The sequence below is a fragment of the Pseudomonas sp. LF-5 genome (assembly GCF_037626295.1).
In the GTDB taxonomy this organism is placed as follows: domain Bacteria; phylum Pseudomonadota; class Gammaproteobacteria; order Pseudomonadales; family Pseudomonadaceae; genus Aquipseudomonas; species Aquipseudomonas monsensis.
In genome coordinates this window covers 1,487,560-1,510,353 of record NZ_JARKMT010000001.1, presented here as the reverse complement: position 1 = coordinate 1,510,353, position 22,794 = coordinate 1,487,560, and the positions used below count along the sequence as shown (strand labels likewise).

Annotated in this window: 24 protein-coding genes; 11 read left to right on the top strand and 13 right to left on the bottom strand. The window is 61.4% G+C overall.

Annotated features, from left to right (window positions below):
- Positions 1-78 precede the first annotated feature (78 nt).
- From PseuLF5_RS06770 to PseuLF5_RS06755, 4 genes are read right to left on the bottom strand one after another with little or no spacing between them, the layout of a single operon-like run.
- A complete protein-coding gene (locus PseuLF5_RS06770) occupies positions 79-831 on the bottom strand; it encodes an N-formylglutamate amidohydrolase (RefSeq protein WP_222833207.1) in 753 nt (250 codons plus the stop codon).
- Positions 815-2,146, bottom strand: coding sequence for a glutamine synthetase (locus tag PseuLF5_RS06765; protein WP_340133226.1), 1,332 nt, complete (start codon positions 2,144-2,146; stop codon positions 815-817). The genes PseuLF5_RS06770 and PseuLF5_RS06765 overlap by 17 nt, the downstream gene beginning before the upstream one ends.
- A complete protein-coding gene (locus tag PseuLF5_RS06760; RefSeq protein WP_123467582.1) occupies positions 2,143-2,787 on the bottom strand; it encodes an isochorismatase family cysteine hydrolase in 645 nt (214 codons plus the stop codon). The genes PseuLF5_RS06765 and PseuLF5_RS06760 overlap by 4 nt, the downstream gene beginning before the upstream one ends.
- Before the next feature lie 2 nt (positions 2,788-2,789).
- Complete coding sequence (locus PseuLF5_RS06755; protein ID WP_123467584.1) at positions 2,790-3,644, bottom strand: MurR/RpiR family transcriptional regulator; 855 nt, start codon at positions 3,642-3,644, stop codon at positions 2,790-2,792.
- A 148-nt stretch (positions 3,645-3,792) separates the two neighbouring features.
- Between PseuLF5_RS06755 and PseuLF5_RS06750 the strand changes: the two genes are divergently transcribed.
- Together PseuLF5_RS06750 and cobF are read left to right on the top strand one after the other, a co-directional pair.
- A complete protein-coding gene (locus PseuLF5_RS06750) occupies positions 3,793-4,545 on the top strand; it encodes a histidine phosphatase family protein (RefSeq protein ID WP_340133225.1) in 753 nt (250 codons plus the stop codon).
- A complete protein-coding gene (gene cobF / locus PseuLF5_RS06745) occupies positions 4,545-5,300 on the top strand; it encodes a precorrin-6A synthase (deacetylating) (protein ID WP_340133224.1) in 756 nt (251 codons plus the stop codon). The genes PseuLF5_RS06750 and cobF overlap by 1 nt, the downstream gene beginning before the upstream one ends.
- A 113-nt stretch (positions 5,301-5,413) precedes the next feature.
- On the opposite strand, the gene ftrA is transcribed toward cobF, so the two are convergent.
- Entirely contained in the window at positions 5,414-6,388 is a 975-nt protein-coding gene (gene ftrA / locus PseuLF5_RS06740) for a transcriptional regulator FtrA (protein ID WP_340133223.1), read from the bottom strand.
- A 101-nt stretch (positions 6,389-6,489) separates the two neighbouring features.
- On the opposite strand from ftrA, the gene PseuLF5_RS06735 reads away from it, so the two are divergent.
- The 4 genes from PseuLF5_RS06735 (at position 6,490) to PseuLF5_RS06720 (ending at position 10,268) form a co-directional block, all read left to right on the top strand.
- A complete protein-coding gene (locus PseuLF5_RS06735; RefSeq protein WP_123467592.1) occupies positions 6,490-6,918 on the top strand; it encodes a rhodanese-like domain-containing protein in 429 nt (142 codons plus the stop codon).
- 373 nt (positions 6,919-7,291) lie between these two features.
- A complete protein-coding gene (locus PseuLF5_RS06730; protein ID WP_123467594.1) occupies positions 7,292-8,071 on the top strand; it encodes an ABC transporter substrate-binding protein in 780 nt (259 codons plus the stop codon).
- Positions 8,072-8,269: 198 nt separating this feature from the next.
- Complete coding sequence (locus PseuLF5_RS06725; protein WP_340133222.1) at positions 8,270-9,382, top strand: succinylglutamate desuccinylase/aspartoacylase family protein; 1,113 nt, start codon at positions 8,270-8,272, stop codon at positions 9,380-9,382.
- Positions 9,383-9,551: 169 nt separating this feature from the next.
- Positions 9,552-10,268, top strand: coding sequence for an alpha/beta hydrolase (locus tag PseuLF5_RS06720; protein WP_340133221.1), 717 nt, complete (start codon positions 9,552-9,554; stop codon positions 10,266-10,268).
- Here the strand turns inward: PseuLF5_RS06720 and PseuLF5_RS06715 are convergent.
- Positions 10,258-10,821 (bottom strand): hypothetical protein, encoded by a 564-nt coding sequence (locus PseuLF5_RS06715; RefSeq protein ID WP_186747375.1) that lies wholly within the window; start codon positions 10,819-10,821, stop codon positions 10,258-10,260. The genes PseuLF5_RS06720 and PseuLF5_RS06715 overlap by 11 nt on opposite strands.
- A gap of 109 nt (positions 10,822-10,930) precedes the next feature.
- A complete protein-coding gene (locus tag PseuLF5_RS06710) occupies positions 10,931-11,713 on the bottom strand; it encodes a hypothetical protein (RefSeq protein WP_340133220.1) in 783 nt (260 codons plus the stop codon).
- Positions 11,714-11,860: 147 nt separating this feature from the next.
- Between PseuLF5_RS06710 and PseuLF5_RS06705 the strand changes: the two genes are divergently transcribed.
- Together PseuLF5_RS06705 and PseuLF5_RS06700 are read left to right on the top strand one after the other, a co-directional pair.
- Entirely contained in the window at positions 11,861-12,397 is a 537-nt protein-coding gene (locus tag PseuLF5_RS06705; RefSeq protein WP_123467603.1) for a chalcone isomerase family protein, read from the top strand.
- A 79-nt stretch (positions 12,398-12,476) separates the two neighbouring features.
- Positions 12,477-13,796 carry an Nramp family divalent metal transporter gene (locus PseuLF5_RS06700; protein WP_128613957.1) on the top strand — a complete coding sequence of 440 codons (1,320 nt, stop codon included), beginning with the start codon at positions 12,477-12,479 and terminating at the stop codon, positions 13,794-13,796.
- 248 nt (positions 13,797-14,044) lie between these two features.
- Here PseuLF5_RS06700 and PseuLF5_RS06695 read toward each other — a convergent pair whose 3' ends face one another.
- The 3 genes from PseuLF5_RS06695 to PseuLF5_RS06685 are packed head-to-tail and all read right to left on the bottom strand — an operon-like array spanning position 14,045 to position 16,628.
- The gene (locus tag PseuLF5_RS06695) at positions 14,045-15,226 is read right to left on the bottom strand and encodes an acetyl-CoA C-acetyltransferase (RefSeq protein ID WP_186747384.1); all 1,182 of its coding nucleotides are present in this window, start codon (positions 15,224-15,226) and stop codon (positions 14,045-14,047) included.
- Positions 15,227-15,237: 11 nt separating this feature from the next.
- Positions 15,238-15,903 (bottom strand): CoA transferase subunit B, encoded by a 666-nt coding sequence (locus PseuLF5_RS06690; protein WP_025111273.1) that lies wholly within the window; start codon positions 15,901-15,903, stop codon positions 15,238-15,240.
- A 26-nt stretch (positions 15,904-15,929) separates the two neighbouring features.
- Positions 15,930-16,628 (bottom strand): CoA transferase subunit A, encoded by a 699-nt coding sequence (locus PseuLF5_RS06685; protein ID WP_103306907.1) that lies wholly within the window; start codon positions 16,626-16,628, stop codon positions 15,930-15,932.
- A 174-nt stretch (positions 16,629-16,802) separates the two neighbouring features.
- On the opposite strand from PseuLF5_RS06685, the gene PseuLF5_RS06680 reads away from it, so the two are divergent.
- A complete protein-coding gene (locus PseuLF5_RS06680; RefSeq protein ID WP_123467609.1) occupies positions 16,803-17,678 on the top strand; it encodes a LysR family transcriptional regulator in 876 nt (291 codons plus the stop codon).
- Positions 17,679-17,697: 19 nt separating this feature from the next.
- On the opposite strand, the gene PseuLF5_RS06675 is transcribed toward PseuLF5_RS06680, so the two are convergent.
- The 3 genes from PseuLF5_RS06675 to PseuLF5_RS06665 form a co-directional block, all read right to left on the bottom strand.
- Positions 17,698-18,540, bottom strand: coding sequence for an NAD-dependent protein deacetylase (locus tag PseuLF5_RS06675; protein WP_340133219.1), 843 nt, complete (start codon positions 18,538-18,540; stop codon positions 17,698-17,700).
- A gap of 215 nt (positions 18,541-18,755) precedes the next feature.
- Positions 18,756-19,802, bottom strand: coding sequence for a class I SAM-dependent methyltransferase (locus tag PseuLF5_RS06670; protein ID WP_123467613.1), 1,047 nt, complete (start codon positions 19,800-19,802; stop codon positions 18,756-18,758).
- Positions 19,803-19,987: 185 nt separating this feature from the next.
- Entirely contained in the window at positions 19,988-20,866 is an 879-nt protein-coding gene (locus PseuLF5_RS06665; protein WP_222833196.1) for a hypothetical protein, read from the bottom strand.
- Positions 20,867-21,167: 301 nt separating this feature from the next.
- Here PseuLF5_RS06665 and PseuLF5_RS06660 point away from each other — a divergent pair, with 301 nt between their 5' ends.
- Together PseuLF5_RS06660 and PseuLF5_RS06655 are read left to right on the top strand one after the other, a co-directional pair.
- Positions 21,168-22,007, top strand: a complete 840-nt coding sequence (locus tag PseuLF5_RS06660) for an HvfB family MNIO-type RiPP peptide maturase (RefSeq protein ID WP_340133218.1) — start codon at positions 21,168-21,170, stop codon at positions 22,005-22,007.
- Positions 22,000-22,752 (top strand): HvfC family RiPP maturation protein, encoded by a 753-nt coding sequence (locus tag PseuLF5_RS06655; RefSeq protein ID WP_123467619.1) that lies wholly within the window; start codon positions 22,000-22,002, stop codon positions 22,750-22,752. The genes PseuLF5_RS06660 and PseuLF5_RS06655 overlap by 8 nt, the downstream gene beginning before the upstream one ends.
- The last annotated feature ends 42 nt before the right edge of the window (positions 22,753-22,794 follow it).

Here is a 22,794-nt window from a genome sequence, read left to right as displayed (position 1 = left end):
TCCTTGTCAGCTTATCGAGCGTTTTTAGTTGTTATGTCGGTCCGTCATTTACAGCATCTGCAGTTTCTACAACATTCGTTACAGCAGTGGCGCCAGGCGCTCGGCCCACAAGGCCACGGCTTGCGGGCTGCGCAGCAGATCGTTGCGCACCTCGATCAGCACCGAATCCAGGCCTCGGGCATCGCCATGCACCGGCACAGTCATGTCGCCCAGCGGGTCGATCTTATACGGCTGATTGCCGGCGACCTTCAGCGCAAGTTCGTCGAGGCCGTCGAGCACACGTTGCGCATAGGCTTTCGCCTGCCCGAACAACACGCCGATTTCCAGCGGTCGTGGCTGGCCGTAATACACCGGGGTAAAACTGTGAATCCCCACCACCCGTACCGGCTGGCCTTTGGCGATGCGGGCGTCGATCAACGTCTGCAAGCGCGCGTGAAACGGTTTGAACAGCGTCTGGCGGCGGTATTCGCGGCTGGCTTCGTCCAGCTCGCGGTTGCCCGGCACCTGGTAAATCTCGCTCTGCGCCGGAATGCTGTCCGGCGCATGGCGTGGACGATTCAGATCAATCAGCAGCCGTGAATAATTGGCGCTCAACAGTGTCGCCCCGAGTGTTTCCGACAGTGCTTCTGCCAGTTGCAGTGCGCCGATGTCCCAGGCGATGTGCTCGCGGGCGGCGGCATCGTCCAGGCCCAGATTGTTCAGGGCCTCGGGGATGTAGCGGCTGGCGTGCTCGCACACCAGGATCAACGGATGCGATGAATCTTCGCGGCTCAGGTTGTAGACCGGGCGGGTGTACAACCCCGACTCGGTGGATTCAGTACAGGCGTGCATAGTGCTCACACAGGTCAGCGGGCGAGAGCTGTTCCGTCAGCGCCAGTTCCTCGGTTTTAAGGGCGTGGTAGGTGTCGAGCAAGGGCTTGGGCAGCCATTCATTGAAGGCTGCACTGTCACGCAGGCAATCCAGCGCCTGGGCCAGCGAGGCGGGCAGGGCAACGATGCCCCGGGCCTTGCGTTGCTCGTCGTTGAGTGAATCGGGAATTTCATCGGTGATGGCGTTCAGCGCCAGGCGCTGTTCGATGCCCAGCCGTCCGGCGATCAGCAGCGCGGCCATCGCCAGGTGCGGCGAGGCGGTGGCGTCCATGGCGCGGAATTCCAGGTTGAACTGGTTGGCCACGGGTTTGCCGCCGAGTGTCACGGTCGGGCAGATGCGCAGTGCCGCTTCACGATTTTGCTGGCCCAGACAGGCATAAGACGCACTCCAGTGATGCGGCTGCAGACGCTCGTAGGACACCGGCGTCGGAGCGGTGAACGCACACAGCGCCGGCAGATAATGCAGAATCCCCGCCGCCCAATGCTGGCCAAGGCTCGACAAACCGTTGCTGGTGCCCGCGTCGTAGAGCTGCGGCTGCCCCGCCAGATCGAGCAGGCTGACGTGCAGGTGCACGCCGTTGCACACGGCATCGGCGGCAGTTTTCGGTGCGAAACTCAGATCCAGGCCCATTTGCCGGGCGATCTCACGGGTGATTTCGCGCACGTTCACCGCACGGTCTGCCGCCGCCACGCCAAGGGTCGGGCGGCAGGTGATTTCGTATTGATGCTTGCCGTATTCGGGCAGGAACATTTCTGGCTCGACGCCACCGGCGCGCAACGCGCTGAGCAGCCAGCCGCCGAATTCGGCGCCCTGACGCTGGGCTTCGAGGGAAAACGCCAGGTGTTCGGCAAACCCGGCGTGCAGGTTGAATTCGTGTTCGAACGCGGCGTTGACCTGCAGGCCCAGTACGTCGCGATATCGTTCGATTTCGTCACGCAGCAACGTGCGCGGGCAGGCGCCCCACGGGCGGCCATCGGTTTCGCGGATATCACCGTGGATAAAGTCCAGCGCTGGCGCATCGGCGTCCGGGCCGTTGCCGACAGTGACGCGGCTGTTCAGGTCCGGAATCAGCCGCAGATCGCCATAGGCGCCCCACGGGTTGGTCGAGGCGATGACATCCTGCGGCGTCAGCGCACTGTTGGCCGGCACCCAGCCGCAGCCGGCGGCTTGATAATGCTCCAGCTCATCGGTGGGAAACGAGCGGCCCCGGGTAATGCCGATCAGGTCGGTGGTGACGATGGTGGTCATCGGCAGCGGCGTCAGGCGTGCACTCATGGGCGCATCTCCTGCAACCGGCCGAGCACGGTTTGCGTGTCGGTAATCCAGCAGTAGCCCTTGATCGCATTCAGGCAGGCGTCATGCCGCGCCGGGGTGTAGGTGGCGCAGGCGTCTTCGACCAGGGTCACCAGATAGCCACGGTCGGCGGCGTCGCGCACGGCCATGTCAACGCACTGGTCGGTGACAATGCCGGCGATGATCAAGTGCCGGGTTTCGAGGTTGCGCAGCACGTAGTCGATGTTGGTCGAGTTGAACACCCCGGACGAGGTTTTCGGCAAGACGATCTCGTTTTCCACCGGGGTCAGGTCGTCGATGATCCGCGCCTGCTCACTGCCCTTGGGCAGGTGCATGTCTGACAGTTTGTGGTCCAGCGAGCGGTCGCGGCCGTCGGCGGTCAGGCTCTCGATGATGGTGTGCAGCACGTTCTGCCGCGCTTCGCGAAAGGCGCTGAGCAACCGGCGCTGGTTGGGCACCACCTGCATGTGGGTGCGGGTCAGGAAGTACTCGGCATCCGGTCCGTTCAGGTGCGGGTCGTACTGCGGTTCGAGCCAGGCACGCTGCATGTCCACCAGCAGCAATGCGCTGTGATCGGTGACAAACGGCAGATCCCGCGGCGAGCGGTGGGGAAGGCTGAACATCCTTATTTATCCTCCAGCAGGTGGGTGTTGAAGTCGTTGCGCAGGGCGTCGATGCCTTCCAGGCGATCGGCCAGATCCGGGCTGCGCAGGGTCAGGCAGGCAATCAGCGCCTCGACCTGCGCCAGTGCCGGAACCATGGTGTCGAACGGCGAGGCCGACTCCACCGGGGCGCTGATGATCAGGTCGGCCAGTTCGCGCAGGGGCGAGGCGTAGATATCGGTGAACAGCACCACCCGCGCGTTATTGTGTTTCGCCGCGCTGGCGACACGCAGGGCCTGGGTCTGATAACGGCGATAGTCGAACACCAGCACCACGTCCTGACGCTGCAGGTCGAACAGTCGGTCGGGCAATTGCGCGTTGTCTTCCAGGGCAAAACAGCCGGGACGCAGCAAGCGCAGGTGATTGAGCAGGTAGGTGGCCATCAGGCTGCTGAAACGCCCGCCAAAGCAGTACACCTGATGACGAGTATCCAGCAGCCAGTCGCTGAGGATGCGCACGTCTTCGGGCTGGGTCAGCGATTGGGTTTCGACCAGCAGGCGATGGCTGTCGCCCAGGTAATGGCTCCAGGCATCGTCCTTGTGCTGTTGCGCACGTGGCTGCAACAGAGTGCGCGGCGAGCGCAGGCGATGGTCCATGTCGCTGAGCAACGCGTCCTGGAATTCGGCGTAACCACCAAAACCGAGTTTTTTGACCAGACGCACGATAGTCGGATCGCTGACACCGGCGTGTTCGGCCAGGCGTGCCATTGGCCCCAGGCCGTTGCGCGGATACTGATCGAGCAAGGCGCGCACGACTTTGCGCTCTGACGGCGTCAGTTCGAGGCCAGGGTCAGTGATCAGGTCTCTAAGAGGGGGCATCCGGGCTCCTGCTGGATGGGGGGTGTCGAATTCGCTTCACAATCCGTTAAAACAGTATTTATGTAACTGACGCTACATGTCTAGTGAATTTTTCGCCATGTTGAACAGGCTCCAAAAGGGTGCGAAATGCCCGTGTAACAAGGCCTACATGAAAGTCGACCGGCTTTGTAGTCCGTTGCCCATGGTGGTGTCAGAGATTGCCGCTTTTGTAACATTGCGAGCACGCTCCGGCGCGTTTTGTGTTGTCCCGCAGCCCGCGGTTTACGGCACAATTGCCGACCCGTCGGCGTTGCGCCGTTGTTTTTCATGCCTCCTGAGCGAGCGATGCACCGTGCAGACCACCCGTTTGACTTTGATTTGCCATGCGCGAACCGTCGCACAAAAACTTGCGCGTTTTCCTACGAACGAGCCCGTTGAAAATATCGCGCTGGCGCCCGACGCGCTGGCCGCCCGCTACCCCCGGCCGCGCCGCTTGCTTTGCGGCCCCGAGTTGCGCACGCGCCAGACGGCCGCGTGGTTTGGTGCCGATGCCGACGTGGAGGACGCGTTGCGTGACTGCGATTGGGGCCATTGGCATGGCCAGTCGATCAAGGATGTGCAGCGCGAGGAGGGCGAAGCGTTGCACGCGTGGCTCAGCGATCCACAGGTTGTGCCGCCTGGGGGGGAGTCCGTTACGCAACTCGGCGCCCGAGTGGCGGCATGGCTGATGCAAGTACAGTTGGCGCCGGGCCATGTGGTCGCCGTCACCCATCCGTTCGTGGTCCGTGCGGCATTGATGCAGGTTGTGCAGGGCGCGGCGTTCAACGCAATTGATGTCGAGCCGCTGGCGTCGATCGAATTGCAGTTCAACGGTCGATGGCGGCTACGCTTGCCCGGCATAGACCCTGAGGGAGTGCTCTGATGAAACGACTACTGGTGATTGGCATCGGCGCCGGTCATCCGGACTACATCACGATGCAGGCGGTGAAGGCGCTGAACCGCGTCGATGTGTTCTTCCTCATGGACAAGGGCCAGAGCAAGGACAAACTGATCGACCTGCGCCGAGAGATCTGTACGCGCTACATCACCGATCGTGCCTATCGCTTTGCCGAAGCCCACAGCCCGGAGCGCGAGCGCGGCGAGGTCGACTATATCGCCAGTGTCGATGAGTTGAATCGGCTGAAGCAGCAGACCTTCGAACGGCTGATCAATGACGAATTGTCCGATGGCCAGTGTGGCGGTTTCCTGGTGTGGGGCGATCCGGCGTTGTACGACAGCACGATCCGCATCCTGCAAGCCATTCTGGCCTCGGGCCGCTGTGCGTTCGAGTTCGAAGTGATCCCCGGCATCACCAGCGTGCAGGCACTGGCGGCGCAGCACAAAGTGCCGTTGAACTCGATCGGTTGCTCCGTGGAGATCACCACCGGTCGGCGGTTGGCGGCGGGGCAGGTGAGTGAGGCCGAGAGTCTGGTGGTGATGCTCGATGGCGAAGAGGCCTATCGGCGGGTGGCGGATCCCGCGACGTCGATTTACTGGGGCGCGTACCTGGGCACGCCGGACGAGATTCTGATCAGTGGCAAGTTGGGAGACGTGGCGGATGAGATTGAGCGGGTGCGCAAGGCGGCACGGGCTGAGCATGGGTGGATAATGGATACCTATTTGCTGCGCCGGCCATAGTCCATTGGCGCCTCTGCCGGCCTTTTGGCGAGCAAGCCCGATCCCACAGGGAGTCAATCACCGCTAAAGCCTGTGGGAGCGGGTTTGCCCGCAAAGGAGTCCCTGGGATCACCTCAGGAATTTGCGTTGTCCCCACGCCCGAACCGCTCCCGATACACCGACGGCGGCACCCCCACCACGCTGCGAAACGCCACGCGAAAACTTTCCACCGAGCGATACCCGCAGCGCTGGGCAATCTGTTCGGTGTGCTGCGGTGTGCTCTCCAGCAACTCTCGCGCCCGCGCCAGCCGTTCATGCTGCAACCACGCCTTGGGCGACTGACCACTGGCCTCGGTGAACCGCCGCAAAAAGGTCCGCTCGCTCATCGCCGCCTCATTGGCCAGATCGCGCACCTCCAGCGGTTGGTGCAAGCGCTCGCGGGCCCACTGCATCACCCGTGACAAATCGTTGCGCGGCGTCGCGCTGACGGGGGCCGGAATGAACTGCGCCTGACCGCCGGTGCGTTGCGGCGACATCACCAGACGCCGCGCCACCGCGTTGGCGACCTGGGTGCCGAAGTCCCGCGCCACCAGGTGCAGGCAGGCGTCGATGCCCGCAGCGCTGCCAGCCGAGGTGATCAACTGGCCGGCGTCGACGTACAGCACGTCCGGATCGACTGCAATGGCCGGAAACCGCTCAGCCAGTTCCGTGGTGTAGCGCCAGTGAGTCGTGGCGCCGTGACCGTCGAGCAGGCCGCTGGCCGCCAGCACAAACACCCCGGAGCAGATCGACAGTAATCGGGCGCCCCGCGCGTGGGCCTGACGCAAAGCGTCGATCAACGCCGGCGGCACGGCGGCGTTACGGTCGCGCCAACCGGGAATGATGATGGTACGCGCGTCGGCCAGCAGTTCCAGGCCACCATCTGCCAACACCTGAATCCCGCCCATGGCGCGCATCGGGCCTTGATCGACCGCGGCAATCGCATGCGTGTACCACGGGAAATCGAACTCCGGTCGGGCCAGGCCGAAGATCTCCACGGCGATGCCGAATTCGAAGGTACAGAGGCCATCGTAGGCCAGAATCGCGACCAGTCCTGGTGAGGTGTGCATTTGGCGGAAAATTCCCGGTGGGTGTCTTGTGCGCCACTGTAGCGCCGGGCGCCGGCTCGATAAAGTCTGTTCACACCCGTTCAGATAAAGGAGCAACACCTATGACCAGCCTGGTTCGCGACATTCCTGCCGCCCCCTCGGCCATTGCCCTGATGCATTTCAGCAACCGTCTGACTTTCGAAACCGATTGCTCCGACGTGTACAGCAGCCAGGAAGCCGGGGAAATCGACTTCGTGCTGGTTGATGTACGTGGGCCGCTGGCGTTCGAGCGCGGCCATGTGCCGGGTGCGATCAACATTCCGACACGTCTGCTGACGGAACAAGGGTTGCAGGGCTACGCGAAAACCACCTTGTTTGTGGTGTATTGCGCCGGCCCGCACTGCAACGGCGCCAACAAGGCAGCGGTGAAACTGGCGGCGCTGGGTTACCCGGTCAAGGAAATGCTCGGCGGCGTCACCGGCTGGCTGGACGAAGGGTTCGAACTGAGCCTGCCGCACGCCGCCGGGAGTCCCGTCAACTGCGCCTGCTGAAAGCACGTGCAGCTGTTGCCGAAGACGGCGATCTGTTGAACGGGCCAAGCGTTCCCACGCTCTGCGTGGGCATGCAGCCGAAGGTGTTCTGCCGCCCGAACCAGCGTTAAAAGATCGCAGCCTTCGGCGGCTCCTGCAGTTGATTTGTGGGCCGATCGAGGGCTTGTCCTACAGCCTTTGCACCACGACGGCGCAGCGATTGACCCCGGTCAATCGCCTTGCCGAATTCCTGTAAGTATTTGTCGCTTAAAAACAATTTGCCCTGTGCGCGGCGCCATAGACTGCCGGCCACTTCGGTTTTTGCCGCCCATTGGCCATGACCGAACGCTGAATCGAAGCTGCCAATAAAAGCCTCCGCACACAGGAGTTATAAATGAAGAAGCTAGTGATGTTCGGTGCCCTGGCACTGTCGATGTTGTCCCTGACCGCCGTGGCCGAAGACGCCAAGCCGATCCGCATCGGTATCGAAGCCGGTTACCCGCCATTCTCGATGAAAACCCCTGACGGCAAACTCACCGGTTTCGACGTGGACATCGGTGATGCGCTGTGTGAGCAGATGAAAGTCAAATGCACCTGGGTCGAGCAAGAGTTCGATGGCCTGATCCCGGCGCTGAAAGTGAAGAAAATCGACGCGATCCTGTCCTCGATGACCATCACCGACGACCGCAAGAAAAACGTTGATTTCACCATCAAGTACTACCACACCCCGGCGCGCTTCGTGATGAAGGAAGGTTCCGGCGTCAAGGACCCGCTGACCGAGCTCAAGGGCAAGAAAGTCGGCGTGCTGCGTGCCAGTACCCACGACCGTTACGCCACCGAAGTGCTGGTTCCGGCCGGCATCGAGCTGGTGCGTTACGGCTCGCAACAGGAGGCCAACCTCGACATGGTCTCCGGCCGTATCGACGCGATGCTGGCCGACTCGGTCAACCTGAGTGACGGCTTCCTGAAAACCGACGCCGGCAAAGGCTTCGAATTCGTCGGCCCGACCTACGAAGACGCCAAGTACTTCGGCGGTGGCGCCGGCATTGCCGTGCGCAAGGGCGATACCGCCCTGGCCGAGCAGTTCAACAAGGCCATCACCGAAATCCGCGCCAATGGCAAGTACAAGCAAGTGCAGGACAAGTACTTTGACTTTGACGTGTACGGCCATTAATACGCCGTAGAAAAAAGTGGCCCGCGCACTGCGCCGGCCACTTTTTTTACGCTCTAATGGTGGCGAGAACCTTGTAGGAGTGAGCCTGCTCGCGATAGCGGTTTAGCATTCAACATCACTGTTGTCTGATCCACCGCTATCGCGAGCAGGCTCACTCCTACAGGGGATCTGTGAGATCCGGTTTTCAGGAGATATCCCATGCAACGCATCGACCATGTTCTACCCTGGAGCCACCTGGGCAGCGAACGCTCCCTCAGTGTGTTCCGTTACGGCGCGGGCCCGCGCAAGGCCTACATCCAGGCCAGCCTGCACGCCGATGAACTGCCGGGTATGCGCACCGCGTGGGAACTCAAGCAGCGTCTGAACGCGCTCGAACAGCAAGGCCGTTTGCAGGGCGTGATCGAACTGGTGCCGGTGGCCAACCCGATCGGGCTGGACCAGCATCTGCAAGGTGCGCACATGGGCCGTTTCGAACTGGGCAGCGGCAAGAACTTCAACCGCGCCTTCGTCGAACTCAGCGCACCGGTGGCGGCGCGGATCGGCGAGCGTCTGGGCCGCGATGCCGAGGCCAACATTGCCTTGATCCGCCAGACCATGCTTCAGCTGTTCGATGAGCTGCCGGCTCCGGCTTCGCAACTGGAAGCCCTGCATCGCTTGTTGCTGCGCCACGCCTGCGATGCCGACATCACCCTTGATCTGCATTGCGATTTCGACGCCGCGATCCACCTTTACGCGCTGCCGCAGCATTGGCCACAGTGGCAATCGCTGGCGGCACGGCTGAAGGCTGGCGTGGCGCTGTTGTGTGAGGATTCCGGCGGCAGTTCGTTCGATGAGTCCTGCTCGACGCCGTGGCTGCGCCTGGCGCGCGCATTTCCCCAGGCCGCGATTCCACTGGCCAACCTCGCCACCACCCTGGAGCTGGGCAGCATGGGCGACACCCGGGTCGATCAGGCCCAGGCCAATTGCGAAGCGATTCTCGGTTTTCTCGCCGAGCTGGGCTTTATCAGCGGCGAATGGCCGACCGCGCCGGACGCGTGCTGCGAGGGCCTGCCGTTCGAGGGCACTGAATACCTGTTTGCGCCACACCATGGTGTGGTGAGTTTTCTGCGCAATGCGGGCGAGTGGGTCGAGCAGGGCGATGCACTGTTTGAAGTGGTCGATCCGCTGCAGGATCGCGTGACCACCGTGTGCGCCGGCACCAGCGGCGTGTTGTTTGCCATCGACCGTGGGCGTTACACCCAACCGGGGATCTGGCAGGCGAAAGTCGCGGGTCGGGTGCCGTTCCGGACGGGCAAGCTGTCGAACGACTGACAGATCTGCGGCGATTACATTCGCGAGCAGGCGCGCTGCCACCTTGAAATGCGTTTCTCTGTGGGAGCGGGCTTGTTCGCGAAGGGGCCATCGGCAACATCGCCAAATCTGGATCCTGACCGCAGGGTGTCAGGCTCCCCCCGAACCGACACGTTGTGAGGAAGGCTTTATGTTGAAAGTATTTGCCCTGTTGACCCTGCTGGCGTCTTCCGCCGTCCAGGCTCAAATCACGCTGCAATCCGATCTGCCGCTCAACTACCTCGAACAGGTTCACCCTGACGCCGAGTCGCGGCCGCTGGTGATTTTCCTGCACGGTTACGGCAGTAACGAAGCCGACCTGATCGGCATGAAGTTCCAGTTGCCGGCGCAATACAACTACCTGTCGGTGCAGGCGCCGATGGCGCTGGGTGAAGGTCGCTACCAGTGGTTTCGCAAGAAGGGCGAAGGTGCCTACAACGGCGAGACCGATGATCTGAAGGTCAGCGGCCGGAAACTGCGCGACTTTATCGCCCAGGCCGCGAAGAAATATCACGCCAGCCCGGACAAGGTGTACCTGATCGGCTTCAGCCAGGGCGCGATGATGACTTACGAAGTGGGGTTGCGGTCGCCGCTGGCGGTCGGTGGTATTGCGGCGTTGAGCGGTCGTTTATTGCCGGTGTTGAAGGGCGAACTGAAGGCCGGGCAACCCCCTCTGGCCCTGAACATCTTCATTGGCCACGGCACCGCCGATGATCGTGTGCCGTATCGCGAGGGCACCGAGGCCAATGCGCTGCTGCAGAAGCTCGACTACAAACCGCAATTTCACGCCTATCCCGGCGTCGGCCACAGCATCAGTGCGGCCGAACTGCGGGACCTGAATGGCTGGTTGCAGCAGCTCAATCCTTGAGGAGGGTGGTGACCAGGGCGTCGTGACCTTTCTTGTCACTGGCACGGGAGATCACCTGCACCAGTGCCATTTTGGTGCCGGAGCCGGCCAGCAACGTGGTGTTGAGCGTCTGCCCGCCACCCTGGGTGGCGGTGCTGTCGACCTGCCGCACACCAAGGCCGGTGCCTTTGCGGGTCAGGCTCTTTTCACTGAGCTTGTTGAAGTCCGGCAGCGCCTTGCTTTGGTCTTCAATGAACCGTGACACGCTGGCGTCGAGGAACTCACCGTCGTTGTCCTTGACGTTAACGCCTTCGGGAATGCGGTTTTCCGCGGTGATGACCACGGTTTTTGTGGCTTCGTTGGTGTACATCGTGCCGACGGCCCCGCTCGGACTGGCCGGCAGCGGATCGGCGACGAAGCCCTTGGGCAACACGAACGTGAACTTGCCGCCGAGCATCGAGACTTTCTCGGTGGCGGCTTTTTCCTTGGCCTTGGCTGCCTGAGCGTTGATGGCGCCGAGGCCGGCGACGGCCGCCAGCAACAGGACGACGGCTTTCTTGCTGAGCAATGACATTCGAATCTCCGGTGGATGGTCGCGCTAGGCGGGCGATCATCCCACGCAGCGCCTTATCACTCCAGCCCGGCCCGTCTGAACACCCGCGCCCTCGCCACAGGGGACGGGTTCAGGCTTGAGGGTGCGCTTGTCTGGACGGGGCCGGTTTAGCCAGTAGCTTGCGGGTCACGCCGAGCATCGCTACCGCCACCGCGACACCCACGGCAAACCCACTCAGGCCCAGGCTCGGCAAGGTCAGCGCCGACACCAGGCAAAACGCCGAAAACGAATACATGCCGGTTGCCGTCGCCCGCAACAATGTGGCGGTGAATGCCGGCCCGCGGGTCTGCTGGGAAAACACCGCCATCACGCTGCCGAGCACCGGGAACACCGCGAGCAGGCCGCTCCAGCGTTCGCCGACCGTGCTGGCGAGCATCGTCACCAGCAAGGTCAGCGCCGCACCGGCGATCATCCGCCAGATCAATTTGTCCGACTTCGGCGCCGGGCCATTGAGTACCGGTTGCACCTTGGGAAACAGGTAGGGCGAGGACAGCAATGCGACCGCCGCGGCGGCCACGGAGAACGGCAGCGACGCCGGAATCAGCGATAACCCCCACGCGATCACGGTCCACACCGCCAATGAAGTCATCAGCGCCGAAGGCCAGTTAGCCCGTTGCGCGACCTGAGCGTAGGTGATGCAGAACGCAATCATCGCAAACATCGCCGACAACGCGGCCACCGCTGACTGCGCGGCAAATGCCGGGCCTTGTTCGATCGCGAGGAAAAACAGGATCGGCCCGACCACCACCGGCAACCCCGACAGCCACCCGGCCACGCTCGGCCCCCAGCGTTTGCCTGCGAGAGAAATCAGCAGCAGAAAACCGGGAATCAGCAGCAGTTTGAGGATCAGCACGCAGGTGTCTCCGTCCGGGTGAGTGGCGTTACGTTAGCATTGTCGACAATTGATTGCTGAAGATGTGCGCAAAATATGTATACAGGGTACGAGGCGCGATCCCCGGCTATGCTCTGTCTATCAGGGCTTGCCGGAGTCGATATTGCAATGAACAGAACACCCAAGGTGCTGCGTGGATTTTGTGGCATCGGTTTATGGGCGTTATTGCTGACGCCCACCTGGGCCAACTGGCAGGACGCAGTGCCCGGCGCGCAGATCATCGGCACCGGCGATTTCAGCGTGTGGGGCTTCGACGTGTACAACGCGCGTTTGTGGAGCGCCGCGCGGCCGCTGGCGGACGGCCAGCCCTTCGCGCTGGAGCTGATCTATCGCCGCACCATCTCCCGCGATGATCTGGTCAAGGCCAGCGTCGATGAGATCAAACGTCTGGCAGGCAGCAGCGTCAGTCCCGCGCAACTGGCCAGTTGGCAGATTCAGATGCAGCAGTCGTTCGTCGATGTGCAGGCCGGCACACGAATTACCGGGGTGTACCTGCCGGGACAGGGCGCACGGTTTTTTGTCGGGCAACAGTTGCAGCATGAGATTGATGATCCGCAGTTTGCCCGGGCGTTTTTCGATATCTGGCTGGATCCGCGGACCCGCAGCCCCGAGTTGCGTCAACAGTTACTCGGTGTGAGTCGTTAAGAGCAAAAGATCGCAGCCCTTCAAGGCTTCGGCTGAAACGTCTAAGCTGCGTCTTTCCGACTTGTTTCTGGATGTGTGCGTGAAATTCAGTTTGCCCAAAATCGCCACCGCGCCGTTTTGCCCGCCGGAAGTGGCCGGCAGTGTGGCGGTGGATCCCAATGCCGCGTTCTTCAAACGCGTGCTGCGTTTCGCCGGTCCCGGTTTGCTGGTGTCGATCGGCTACATGGACCCGGGCAACTGGGCAACCGCCATCGAGGCCGGTTCGCGCTTTGGCTATGGCCTGTTGTTTGTGGTGTTGCTGGCGAGCCTGGCGGGCATGGTCGTGCAATGCCTGTGTTCGCGGCTCGGCATCGCCACCGGCCGCGACCTGGCGCAACTTTCTCGTGAGCGCTACAGCACGCCGACCGCGCGCTTGCAATGGGTGCTGGCGGAGATCTCGATCATTGCCACCGACCTGGCCGAAGTGCTCGGCTGCGCCTTGGCGTTTCACTTGCTGCTGGGCTGTTCGCTGACCTTCGGCATTGCCCTGACCGCGTTCGACACGCTGCTGGTGCTGGCCCTGCAAAACCGGGGCTTTCGCCGCCTGGAAGCGATCATGCTGGTGCTGGTGGCAACCATCGGCGTGTGTTTTTTCGTCGAACTGGTGCTGATCAAACCTTACTGGCCGGACGTCTTTCAAGGCTTCAAACCGTCACTGGCGGCGATCAGCGATGCGGCACCGTTGTACCTGGCCATCGGCATTCTCGGCGCGACGGTGATGCCGCATAACCTCTACCTGCACACCTCGATCGTACAGACACGCATGATCGGCCAAGACCTGGCGAGCAAGCAGGACGCGGTGAAGCTGGCACGCATCGACACCATCGGCTCGCTGGCGCTGGCGCTGTTGGTCAACGCGGCGATCCTGATTCTCGCGGCAGCGGCATTTCACCAGTCCGGACATACCGATGTGGTGGATATTCAGGACGCCTATCACTTGCTCGATCCACTGGTGGGCGGGGCATTGGCCAGCGTGCTGTTCGGTGTCGCACTGCTCGCTTCGGGGCAGAGTTCGACCTTCACCGGCACCATCGCCGGGCAGGTGATCATGGAAGGCTACCTGAACCTGCGAATTCCGTGCTGGCAGCGCCGTTTGATCACCCGCGGGCTGGCGCTGATTCCGGCGTTCATCGGCGTGTGGCTGATGGGGGACAACGCGGTGGGCAAGTTGCTGGTGTTGAGTCAGGTGGTATTGAGCCTGCAACTGCCGTTTGCGCTGTATCCGCTGATTCGCATGACCAACGACCGACAGCTGATGGGGCCGTTTGTGAATCGCCTGCCGACCCGGATACTGGCGTGGGGCTTGTTTGCGGTGATCAGTGGGGCGAACGCGTGGTTGATTCTGCAGATGGCGGTGTGAACAGGTGTTTTTGTGGTGACTGAAATGGCCCCATCGCTGGCAAGCCAGCTCCCACAGTGATTGAGGGTGGATTCATGTTTTTGTACACCCCGGGGCCCTGTGGGAGCTGGCTTGCCAGCGATGGGGCCATCAAGACCTACATAAAATCCAGGCAAAAAAAGACCCGGTGCAACGCCAGTCGCACCGGGTTTTTGTTGCCAGCGAGCAGCGGATGTCGTGGATCCACCGCCCGCCGTTGAACTCGATGTTTAAGCGCGTTCCAGCGCCAGCGCCACGCCCTGACCACCGCCGATGCACAAGGTCGCCAGACCCTTTTTCGCATCACGCTTGATCATTTCGTGCAGCAGGGTTACCAGCACCCGGCAGCCCGAGGCACCGATCGGGTGACCGAGGGCGATGGCGCCGCCGTTGACGTTGACCTTGTCCAGATCCCATTGCAGATCCTTGGCCACCGCCAGCGATTGCGCAGCGAAGGCTTCGTTGGCTTCGATCAGGTCGAGCTGGCCGATGTTCCAGCCCGCCTTGTCGAGGCAGCGGCGGGTAGCCGAGACCGGACCGATGCCCATGATCGCCGGATCAACGCCTGCGTTGGCATAGGCGGCAATTTTCGCCAGCACCGGCAGGCCCAGGGCCTTGGCTTTCTCGGCGCTCATCAGGATCACCGCAGCGGCGCCGTCGTTCAGCGACGAGGCGTTGCCGGCCGTCACGCTGCCGTCCTTTTTGAAGGCCGGGCGCAGTTTCGCCAGCGATTCGGCGGTGGTGTCGCCGCGTGGTTGTTCGTCAACCTTGAACGCGACAGGATCGCCTTTGCGCTGCGGAATCAGGATCGGGGTGATTTCATCGACAAAGCGGCCGGCCTCGATGGCGGCAGCGGCTTTCTGCTGCGAGGCTGCGGCGAAAGCGTCCTGTTGCTCGCGGCTGATCTGGTATTTATCGACCAGGTTTTCCGCGGTGATGCCCATGTGGTAATCGTTGAACGCATCCCACAGGCCATCGCTGATCATGGTGTCGACCATTTGCGCATGGCCCATGCGCAGACCGGTGCGTGCGCCCGGCAGTACGTAGTTGGACAGGCTCATGTTCTCCTGACCGCCGGCGATGATCACTTCGGCGTCACCGCAACGGATCGCTTGCGCGCCCAGGTGCAGGGCCTTCAGGCCCGAGCCACAGACCTTGTTCAGGGTCATGGCCGGTACGGCGTGGGGCAGGCCGGCCTTGATCGCGGCCTGACGCGCCGGGTTCTGGCCGGCGCCGGCAGTCAGCACCTGGCCCATGATCACTTCATCGACCTGGGCACCGTCCAGACCGGTTTGTTCGAGCAACTGGCGGATCACCGCCGCGCCCAGATCCACCGCGGACACGCTGGCCAGGGAGCCCTGGAAACTGCCGATCGCGGTGCGCGTGGCGGCAACAATTACGACGTCTTGCATTTTCGAATTCCTCACTGGGCAGCGAACTGCATTTCCGGTACGTGATCCGGGACGATCAGTTTACCAGCGGTTTTGGCGACGATTTCCTCGACGCTGACGCCAGGTGCGCGTTCCTTGAGGACAAAAGCGCCATTTTCGATTTCCAGATAAGCCAGGTCGGTCAGCACGCGCTTGATGCAACCGGCACCGGTCAGCGGCAGGCTGCATTTGGACAGCAGTTTGGATTCACCGTCCTTGGACGCGTGGGTCATGATCACGATGATGTTGTCGGCCCCGGCCACCAGATCCATGGCGCCGCCCATGCCCTTGACCAGCTTGCCGGGAATCATCCACGAGGCGATGTTGCCTTCGACGTCGACTTCGAACGCCCCCAGCACGGTCAGGTCGACATGCCCGCCGCGGATCATCGCGAAGGATTCGGCGGAGTTGAAAATCGACGCCCCGATACGTGCGGTCACGGTCTGTTTGCCGGCGTTGATCATGTCGGCATCAATGGTTTCTTCGGTTGGAAAAGGCCCCATGCCGAGCAGACCGTTTTCCGATTGCAGCATGACTTCCATGCCTTCGGGAATGTAGTTGGCGACCAGGGTCGGAATGCCGATGCCAAGGTTCACGTAATAGCCGTCCTGCATTTCGCGGGCGACGCGCTGAGCCATTTGTTCGCGGGAAAGTGCCATGTTGTTGTTCTCCGTCTGGGCTTCAGTTATTTGCGGATGGTGCGCTGTTCGATGCGTTTTTCGAACGTGCCGCAAATGACCCGGTCGACGTAGATGCCGGGGGTGTGGATCTGCGACGGATCCAGCTCGCCGGGTTCAACGATTTCTTCGACTTCAACCACGGTGATCTTGCCGGCGGTGGCCGCCAGTGGGTTGAAGTTCTGCGCGGTGTGGCGGTAGATGACGTTGCCGAAATGGTCGGCTTTCCAGCCTTTGACGATGGCGAAGTCGCCGGTGATGGACTCTTCCATCAGGTACTTGCGACCTTTGAATTCACGCACTTCCTTGCCTTCGGCCACTGGGGTGCCGACGCCGGTGGCGGTGAAGAAGGCCGGAATGCCGGCGCCGCCGGCGCGCATTTTCTCGGCGAGGGTGCCTTGCGGGGTCAGGATGACTTCGATCTCGCCCTTGAGCAGTTGCTCTTCGAACAGCTTGTTTTCGCCGACGTAGGAGGCGATGACTTTGCTGATCTGGCGATCGGTCAACAGCACGCCGAGGCCGAAACCGTCGACGCCGCAGTTGTTGGAAACCACAGTCAGGTCGCGGGTGCCTTTGCGCTTGATCTCGGCGATCAGGTTTTCCGGAATGCCGCACAGACCGAAGCCGCCGGCGATGACGGTCATGCCATCTTCCAGCCCGGCGAGGGCTTCCTCGTAGGAACTCACGCGCTTGTCGAAACCTGCCATATGCACCTCTTTTATTATTTGCGGGCGGCTGGCTAGCCGAATGACTGGAGTGTCTCGCTGACGGATATATTTGTTAAGTTGATTTTTAAGGTTGATTGATAGATAAAACTCAATAATTCGTCGCGTTATAGCTTGCAGCTTGACGCCTGGAGCTTACAACTGGAGCGAAGCGACATGACCATCAAGCAGATCCGTGCCTTTCTCGCCGTGGCCCAGAGCCTGAGTTTTGCGGTGGCCTGCGAGCGCCTGCACCTGTCGCAATCGGCGTTGAGCCTGACCATCAAGGCGCTGGAGGAGGGCCTCGGCGGGCGCCTGTTCAGCCGCAATACGCGCAACGTGGCGCTGACGGCGGAAGGTGAATCCCTGTTGCCGCTGGCCCGGCGGCTGATTGCCGACTGGGACAACGCCGAAGACGAAATGCGTCAGCGCTTCAGCCTGCAACGCGGACGGGTGACGCTGGCGGCGATGCCGTCGTTCGCCGGCAACCTGCTGCCGCCGATCCTCAAGACGTTTCGTGCGCGCTATCCGAACGTCAACGTGACGGTCAACGACGTGATCAACGAGCAGGTGCTGGAGATGGTCCGCGATCGGCAAGTGGAACTGGGCGTGGCGTTCGAGCCGATGCAAAGCACCTCGATGACCTTCACGCCGTTGTACAGGGATCGCTTCGTGGCCGTGGTGGCGCAGGATTCGCCATTGGCAGCGCGCACCGCTATCGACTGGCAAACCTTGCTGCAGCAGCCGTTCATCACCTTGCAGCGGCCATCGACAGTACGAGTGATGCTCGAAGAACACTTGCAGGCGCGCGGCCTGAAATTACCGGTGGAGTTCGAAAGCCATCAATTGGCGACGGTCGGGCGCATGGTCGCCAGTGGCCTTGGTGTCAGTGCCGTACCGGCATTGTGTGCCGAGCAGATGCAAGAACTGGGCGCCCGTTGCCTGACCCTGGATGACTCGGTGGAGCGGGCGATCGGCGTGTTGACCGAACCCGGAAATGAACTGTCGGCGGCGGCACAGGCGCTGTTCGATATCCTCAAGGCTGAGCACTGAAACCGCGGGATTTTGTGTGTCAGGTGAGCAGGCGTTGTGTCAGCAGGGGCAGGAGTTGTTCGCATGAGGCTTGGATTTTCAATGACAGCAGGTCATCTGCGCGAGTCTTGCCCAGGTTGATCGCAATCAGCGGCTTGCCCCGATCGGCAATCACCCGACACAGGCGAAAGGCCGAATAGGCCATCAACGACGAGCCCACCACCAACATCCCGGCCGCGCGTTCCGCCGCCGTCAGCGCCCGCGCGGCGGTTTGCTGCGCGACGTTCTCGCCAAAAAACACCACATCCGGCTTCATCCGCTCGCCCGCGCAATGTGGACAGTGCGGCACCTGAAACCGGGCTTCGAACGCGGGGTCGAGCAGGGTATCGCCGTCCGGCGCCTGCACGGCATCGACGCCGGCCAGATACGGGTTGTGCATCTCCATCAAGCGCTGAATGGCATCGCGCTCACTGCGCTGGCCACAATCCAGGCACAGCACCCGGTGCAGGCTGCCGTGCAGTTCGATCACGTCCTGACTGCCGGCCTGATCGTGCAGGGTGTCGACGTTCTGCGTGATCAACCCGCCGATCCGCCCATGCGTCTGCAATCGGGCCAGTGCCTCGTGCGCTGCATTCGGCCGCGCCTGCCGCACCCGTGGCCAGCCGAGCATGGCCCGTGCCCAATAGCGCCGGCGTGATTCCGGGGCGGCGAGGAATTCCTGATACATCATCGGCTGGCGCCCCCGGCGCACGCCGTCGCTGTCGCGGTAATCCGGAATCCCCGACGGCGTGCTGATGCCGGCGCCGGTCAGCACCAGAAAGTCGCCGTCGGCCATCGCCTGTTGCAAGGTGTCGAGGTGGTCGCGGATCGGGCTGTCGAGCATGGTCAGCACTCCGGGCAGATGGATGCCTTGCAGGTTAGCACTGACCTTCCATCGCGAGGGCGTCTGGCTGGGGGGCGCGGATTTTCCAGTGACGCGGGGGCTTGCTCCCGCCGGGGCGCGCAGCGGCCCCAAAACCGCCGACGGCTTCGCCGCCGAGCGCACGCAAGCGCCCTCGCCACAGATTTCTCCCACACGGTCAATAGCTTGTCTCCGGGCTATTTGCGCGCCTCCAGAATCAGATTGAACGGTGTCTGCGTGGCCCGCCGGAACTGCTTGAAGCCGGCTTCGGCAAACACTTTGCGCAGGCGCATTTCCCCGGCTTGTGCGCCGAGCCCGAGGCCGACCTCTTGCGACAGGGAATTCGGTGTGCAGATGAAGGTCGACGCCGCGTAGAACAGTCGGCCGACCGGGTTGATGTTGTCATCCAGCGTATCGTTGGCGAACGGTTCGACCAACAGCACCGTGCCGTCGTCCTTCAGCGAGTCGTAGGCATGGCGTGCGGCGCCGACCGGGTCGCCCATGTCATGCAGACAGTCGAAATAGCAGATCAGGTCATAGTCGTCGCCGGGGTAATTTTTTGCCGTGCCCTGGAAGAACTTCGCCCGGCTGCTGACACCGCCTTCTTCGGCGCGCTGGGTGGCCACGGTGATCGAGGGCGTGTGGTTGTCGAAACCGACGAAGCGCGAGTTGGGAAACGCCTGAGCCATGATCACTGTCGAGGCGCCGTGGCCGCAGCCGACGTCGGCGACCTTGGCGCCTGCCTCAAGCCTGGCCACCACACCGTCCAGTGCCGGCAGCCATTCGGCGATCAAATGCCCCTTGTAACCGGGGCGAAAGAACCGTTCGGTGCCGGTGAACATGCACGGATGGTGATCGCCCCAGGGCAAGGCGCCGTTGCCGCGCATGGCTTTCACCAGTTTGTCCTTGTCATGGAAAAACGACGCCACCACGCCCAGACCGCCGGCGACGTACACCGGTGAGTCTTCCAGGGCCAATGCCAGGGCATGTTCTTCCGGCAGGCGGAATTGCCCGTCGTGATGCTCCATGTAGCCTGAAGCGGCATGGGCGCTGAGCCATTCGCGGACCAGACGCGGGTTACAGGTGGTTTTCGCAGCGAGTGCTTCGGGGCTGATCGGCTGACTGTCGGCCATCGCCCGGTACAACCCGAGTTCTTCGCCGACGATGACATTAGCCAGCATCGCCGCGCCGCCCATGTCGTTGATCAGTTTTCCCATGAATTCGTTGAGTCGGGCCTCGTCCATCACGTGTGCTCCTGAAACAGGATCACAGTCCGGCGGCGTCAAGGATCGAGGGTCGAGGCGTGCGCCATCGGGCAGTGGTCGTCTTGGGTTTGAGCGATGAATCACTGCTGGATTCATCGCCCAGATTTTACTCTTGAGGGCTATGCAACAAGTCTAGCCCTCCAATGCCATGAAGCGATCGTTTTTCAGGCTTTTGTACGCTTCTTGGATGCAGGCGTCTGGCTCAACACGCCATTGGACAGCTTGGCCACTCTTTCAGGAAGCGAGAGCGTTTTTCCGGTGAACTCCAGCGTGGCTTCGATTCGCTCCACGGATGGATCTTCCTTAAGCTCCAGTGTCCCTTCGACCGCCAGGTAAGCGCTCCCCAGCAAATCCAGATAGGCCGCTCGAATGTTTGGATCACCTGTTTCAAACGTGTACTTACCTTTTTTTAGCCCTGCTGCAATGAACAGCGTTACGCGGTGCGGTTTTGGCGGGTCTAATTCCCAGACTCTCTGATTGGCGACCACTGCAAATGTTTGCGTGTTTTCTTGAAAAGAGATTTCAACCTCGTCGGACTTGAACTCATGATAAATACCTCCTTCAAGTTCAGCAGAAAACTCGTGCTGCTGAAGCTGTTCTGCCGTCGAAGTGCGGGTAATGTCCTGCAGGTCGAACTTGCCCTCGCTCAGGATATATTCCTTGCCTCCAAAATTGCCCTTGAAGTTAAACGTACCGACCATTCGCTGCTCGGATTCGAAGTATTGAATGGACAATAATCCTTCGGTCGAGACCACTAAGATGTCTCGGGAAAAGTAATGAGCGTGCGCCAAATTTTTATCGCTGCCAGAAACAAGCGAATAATTCATGGGGACGCCATTGCCTCCGAGGTTCAGAGGGATAACAAAAGTCATGTAGCGATAGCTGTTGCCGCTGATATGAGTGGCGCTTATTTCCCAATGGGTTGGCAGTTTTTCAATTGAAAGTCCGCTATTGGCCTGGAAATCCGCCTCTTCGGCGCTTTTGGCGGTAAGCGTGCCCGTGGCGGCTACTGTTCCTTGCGTGATGGACATTTTGCTATTCATGCTCTGGATTCCTTTCTCGAGGGAGTTACGAAAGAATGAGACGCCAGTGTAGTGGCGGTGCCAGTCACGCATAACTGTCAAAGTTGACAGGTATAAAAAATAAATTTTTATTCTGTTTTGTTAATTTTGACGCGGGATTGCCTTCGATAAACCGATGATCTGTATCTCAATCAATACAGCGCGATCACAGATACATAACCTGTGCATTCGACTTCGTCGTCGAAACAACCGCGATACATACACTGTTTAGGTTGACCTTTTGATCGCCATCACGCTGATGCGCCAACAGAGGGACAGCCCCATGCATATTGCTCATCCATCTGCACTTGCCCGAGTCGGACTCGGCCTGCGACGAGGCTTGCTGAAAGACCTGCAAGCTGCCCATAGCGGTGTTTTCGACTTTCTCGAAGTCGCCCCGGAAAACTGGATCGGCGTTGGCGGTGCCCACGGCGCGGCGTTGCACGAACTGGCCGAGCGTTATCCATTGGCTTGCCACGGCTTATCGTTGTCACTTGGCGGATCGGCGCCGCTCGACGTCGGTTTTCTCGAAGAAGTCCGGGCGTTTCTTGACCACCATCAAGTGCCGTTGTACAGCGAACACCTGAGCTACTGCAGCGACGACGGTCATCTCTACGATCTGCTGCCGTTGCCATTCACCGAAGAGGCGGTGCATCACGTCGCCGCGCGGATCCGCCAGTCTCAGGACATTCTGGGGCGGCGTCTGGCGGTGGAAAATGTCTCCTACTATGCCGCGCCACGTCAGGACATGGACGAGGTGACGTTCACCAACGCGGTGCTGCGCGAGGCCGATTGCGACCTGCTGCTGGACGTCAATAACGTCTACGTCAATTCGATCAACCACGGCTTCGACCCACACCGGTTTCTCGCCGGGGTTGAGCCGGGCAGGGTAGTCGGCATGCACGTGGCCGGGCATTTCGATGAGTCGGACACGTTGAAAATCGACACCCATGGTGCCTCGGTGAAACCGGCGGTCTGGGCGTTGCTGGGCGATGCCTATGCTCGGTTCGGTGTCCAGCCAACGTTGCTTGAGCGGGATTTCAATTTCCCGGTGTTTTCCGAACTGGTGGCCGAGTTGCAGACTATTCGCCACTTGCAGGATCGGGAGATTCGTCATGGATAACCTGATGCAGCAACAGCAGGCGCTCACCGCGTACTTACGTGACCCCGACCATCAGCCGTTGCCGGCCAACATGAACCCGGCGCGGGTCACGGTGTACCGGAATCTGGTGTTCAACAACGTCTCGGCGCTGCTGAGCCCGACGTTTCCGGTGCTGATCCGGATCATTGGCGAAACCCGCTGGCGGGCACTGGTGCGCGGCTTTCTGCGCGAGTGCCGCGCGCAAACGCCGAAGTTTGCTGAGATCGCCGAGGCGTTTGTCGGGTTTCTCGCGGCCGAGCCCGAGGTCACGAGTGAAGGTGAGTGGCCACCCTTTCTGCTGGAACTGGCGCACTACGAATGGGTAGAGATGGTACTGCAGCAATCAGACGCCGAGCCGTTACCACCAACAGACCAAGGCTTGCTGCTGGAACGTCCACTACGGGTATCGGCGCTGGCCTGGCCGTTGGCGTATGTGTGGCCGGTGCAACGGCTGTCGCCGGACCTTCAACCCGCCGTAGCCCCGGCCCAACCGACCCTGTTGCTGGTACGCCGCACTGCGGATTTCAGCGTCAGGTTTGCTGAGTTGAGCCCCTTGGCCTGGCGGTTGTTGCAGCGGATCGGTGAGTACCCTGTGTTGACCGGGCGCGAGCAGTTGCACGGTCTGGCGCAAGAGGCCGGCGAGTTGGGCAATGCGTCATTCATGGACAGTGGTTTGGCATTGTTGCAGCAGTTGCACGAAGACCGCGTAATGGGGCCGGCCTCGTGATTCCAGAGACTCCGTAAGCCTTGTGGGAGCGGGCTTGCCCGC